Below are 264 nucleotides of genomic sequence, written 5' to 3'. Positions count from 1 at the left end.
GCTTCGAACATGACATCACCTTCGTGGCGATTACGTTCGAAATAAGCCTGATATTGTTCTTTGTATAAAGCGATGCCCTCCACCAGTTTGCTGCGAAGACCTTCCACATCATCTGCATTCGGCGTCCAATCGATGAAGAGCGGAACGACCTTCGTATGAACGAGATGGTCCGGACAAGCCGCACCGATCTGTGACAACTGCGGTGATTGGTGACCACCTACAAATGCCAGCACATCTTCCTCATCATCAAAGGAAAGGATCATC

1 pseudogene is annotated in these 264 nt (G+C 49.2%); it reads right to left on the bottom strand.

The features are described 5' to 3' along the window. A pseudogene (locus ACFRAK_RS28875) lies at positions 1-264 on the bottom strand (bifunctional rhamnulose-1-phosphate aldolase/short-chain dehydrogenase); the annotation flags it as partial.

This window comes from Peribacillus sp. NPDC056705 (assembly GCF_043656335.1).
Note: the sequence above shows the minus strand (reverse complement) of the source record. Positions and strands in the feature narration are given on the sequence as shown.